Source organism: Mesorhizobium sp. M7A.F.Ca.CA.004.06.1.1, from assembly GCF_003999135.1.
GTDB lineage: Bacteria > Pseudomonadota > Alphaproteobacteria > Rhizobiales > Rhizobiaceae > Mesorhizobium.
Genome location: NZ_RZPQ01000584.1, coordinates 1 through 3,765, shown reverse-complemented (window position 1 = coordinate 3,765; position 3,765 = coordinate 1). Strand labels below are relative to the sequence as shown.

At 62.8% G+C, this 3,765-nt stretch carries 1 protein-coding gene and 2 pseudogenes; all 3 read left to right on the top strand.

Translation table 11 applies throughout. From position 1 onward, the window contains the following. A partial coding sequence (locus EN906_RS26225; protein ID WP_164767088.1) for a PAS domain-containing sensor histidine kinase occupies positions 1–2,206 on the top strand: 2,206 nt, incomplete at its 5' end. Next, positions 2,196–3,557: pseudogene (locus tag EN906_RS26220) on the top strand (sigma-54 dependent transcriptional regulator). The gene EN906_RS26225 and the pseudogene EN906_RS26220, both read left to right, overlap by 11 nt. A gap of 91 nt (positions 3,558–3,648) precedes the next feature. Continuing rightward, a pseudogene (locus EN906_RS26215) lies at positions 3,649–3,765 on the top strand (D-amino acid aminotransferase); the annotation flags it as partial.

The window sequence follows — 3,765 nt, the reverse complement described above, 5'->3', positions numbered from 1 at the left end:
GCCGGGTGTGATCGCGGTCGTCGGCGCGCTGATGACGGCTGCGATCTCGTTCACCATCCTCGTCGGCGCCACGCCGATCACACCGAACGAGTCGACGACGCTGGCGCTGATTGCCCTCAACGCGGCTTTCGTCCTGTTTCTTATCGCGCTGGTCGGGCGTGAGGTGCACCGCATCCTGATGGCGCGCCGGCATGGTAAGGCCGCTTCGCGGCTGCATGTGCGCATTGTCGCCATGTTCGCCCTGGTTGCCGCCATTCCCGCCATCATGGTGGCCATCATTGCCTCGATCACGCTCGACATCGGCCTTGACCGCTGGTTCGAGATCCGCACCAAGACGATCGTCAATTCGTCCCTCTCGATCGCCGACGCCTATGTCCAGGAAAATGCCCGCAACCTCCAGGGCACGACATTGTCCATGGCCTATGATCTCGATGCGTCGCGCACGCTCTACGGCCTTGATCGTACCGGCTTTCTCGACTTGATGAACAAGGAAGCCGTGGGCCGTTCGCTGGCCCATGCGGCGCTGATCAAGCCGGACGGCTCTTTCGTCATGAGCGCCAAGACCGATACGGAGTTCGCCATGCCCGAGCCGCCGGAAGGCGCGGTGGCCAGCGCTGCCGACGGCAAGCCGGTGCTGATCGAACCGAAAACGCGCAACATCATGGGCGCCATCGTCAAGCTGCGGGAGATCGAAGGACTCTACCTCTACACCATTCGGCTCGTCGATCCCGAAGTGATCAAGGCAAGGCAGATCGTCAGGTCCAACACCGACGAATATCGGGGGCTGGAAGATAACCGCCGTACCTCGCAGGTGGCCTTCGCGCTGCCCTATCTGTCGCTGACGCTCATCATCATCCTGTCCGCGATCTGGACCGGCATTGCGGTCGCCGACCGTCTGGTGCGGCCTATTCGCCAGCTCATCGGCGCCGCCGACGAGGTGGCGACCGGCAATCTCGACGTCGCGGTTCCCGTCAGGCCTTCGGACGGCGATGTCGCCTCGCTCGGCGATACCTTCAACAAGATGCTTCTCGAACTTAAATCGCAGCGCAATGAGATCCTGTCGGCCAAGGACCTGATCGACGAACGGCGCCGCTTCTCCGAAGCCGTGCTTGCCGGCGTTACCGCCGGCGTCATCGGCGTCGATCCCTACGGCATCGTCACCATCGTCAACCGCTCGGCCGAGGCGATGCTGGCGATTTCGGCCAGCGCAGCCCTTGGGCAGAATCTTTCCGCCGTACTGCCGCATGTCGGCCGCGTCTTCGAGATCGGTCGCAAGTCCGGCAAACCCGTCTATCGCGAGCAGGTGACCTTTTACCGCGCCGGTGCCGAGCGGACCTTCAACGTGCAGATCACCATCGAGGCCGGCGACGACGGCTCGGAGGAAAAATCCTATGTCGTGACGGTCGACGACATCACCGACCTGGTTCAGGCGCAGCGCTCGTCGGCCTGGGCGGATGTGGCGCGGCGTATCGCCCACGAGATCAAGAACCCGCTGACGCCGATCCAGCTCTCGGCCGAACGCATCAAGCGCCGTTACGGCAAGGTGATTACCGAGGACCGCGAGGTTTTCGACCAATGCACCGACACCATCATCCGTCAGGTTGAGGATATCGGCCGTATGGTGGACGAATTCTCGGCGTTCGCGCGCATGCCAAAGCCTGAGATGAAGGCGATAGATCTGCGCGAATCGCTGCGTGAGGCCTCGTTCCTGGTCGAGGTCAGCCGCGCCGACATCACTTTCGAGCGGATATTCGGCACGGAGCCGCTCAAGGGCACTTTCGACAGCCGCCTGATGGCGCAGGCCTTCGGCAATGTGATCAAGAACGCGGCCGAGGCGATCGACGGATTGGAACAGAAGGACGGTTCGCACGGCATAATCCGGATTCAAGCCGGGCGCCAGAATGGTGCGATTCGAATCGACGTCATCGACAATGGCAAAGGCCTGCCGCGCGAGAATCGCCAACGGCTGCTCGAGCCCTACATGACCACACGCGAGAAGGGCACCGGACTTGGCCTCGCTATCGTCAAGAAGATCGTGGAGGACCATGGCGGCAGGCTGGAACTACACGATGCTCCAGCGGACTTCCACGATGGGCGCGGCGCGATGATCAGCATCATCCTGCCGCCTGCGGCCGCAACGGCTCCGCGCAGCGAAAGCAGGGCGGAAAACGAAAGAGAAACTGAAAAGGTCGGTAATGGCGTCTGATATTCTCATCGTCGATGACGAGGAAGACATCCGTGAACTCGTCGCGGGCATACTGAGCGACGAAGGTCACGAAACCCGCACGGCATTCGATGCTGACAGCGCGCTCGCTGCTATAGCTGATCGCGCGCCGCGGCTGATTTTCCTCGATATCTGGCTGCAGGGCTCGCGCCTGGCCGGGCTGGCGCTGCTCGACGAGATCAAGACCATGCATCCGACCTTGCCGGTGGTGATGATTTCCGGCCACGGCAACATCGAAACGGCGGTCTCCGCCATCCGTCGCGGCGCCTATGACTTCATCGAAAAACCGTTCAAGGCCGACAGGCTGATCCTTATTGCCGAGCGTGCGCTCGAGACCTCGAAATTGCGGCGCGAGGTTTCCGACCTCAAGCTGCGCAGCGGCGAAACCTTCGATCTGATCGGCATGTCGTCGGCGATGAGCCAGTTGCGCCAGACCATCGAACGCGTCGCGCCGACCAACAGCCGCGTGATGATCATCGGACCGTCTGGCTCGGGCAAGGAATTGGCCGCGCGCGCCATCCACACGCTGTCGGCGCGCAAGAGCGCACCTTTCGTGACGCTGAGCGCCGCCAACATCACGCCCGAGCGCATGGAGATCGAGCTGTTCGGCACCGAATCGAATGGCGTCGAGCGCAAGGTCGGCGCGCTGGAGGAGGCCCATCGCGGTATCCTCTACATCGACGAGGTGGCCGACATGCCGCGCGAGACGCAAAACAAGATCCTGCGCGTGCTGGTCGAGCAGCAGTTCGAGCGGGTAGGGGGAACCAAGCGGGTCAAGGTCGATGTCCGCATCATCTCCTCGACCTCGCAGAACCTCGAAGCGATGATTGCCGACGGGCGTTTCCGCGAGGATCTTTACCATCGCCTCGCGGTGGTTCCGGTCATCGTGCCGGGATTGGCCGAGCGGCGCGGCTTGATGCCGGCCTGGCGGGCGATCTGCTTCATGAAATTGTCGACGAGGTAGGGAATATCCTCGCGCCGCATCGGCGACGACGCGCTGGCCGTGCTGCAGGCGCACAACTGGCCGGGCAACGTTCGCCAGCTGCGCAACAATGTCGAGCGCCTGATGATCCTTGCGCGCGGCGACGACGTCGATGCGCCGATCACCGCCGATCTGTTGCCGGCCGAGATCGGAGATGTCATGCCGCGCACGCCGAATCAATCCGACCAGCACATCATGGCGCTGCCGCTGCGCGAAGCGCGTGAGCAGTTCGAGAAGGACTACCTGATCGCCCAGATCAACCGGTTCGGCGGCAACATCTCGAAGACCGCCGAGTTCATCGGCATGGAGCGCTCCGCGCTGCACCGCAAGCTGAAGTCGCTGGGCGTCTGACGCGGGTTAGCCGCGCCTGGGCCAAGCATTTGCCGGTTACGGCCGCGGTGGAATCGCATAAGAAAGCCCCAGAATTTCTTAGAGGTTGCCCATGCCGCGCATTGCCTATGTCAACGGGCGCTATGTCACGCACGCCGACGCTGCCGTGCATATCGAGGATCGCGGCTATCAGTTCGCCGACGGTGTCTATGAGGTCTGCGAGGTGGCG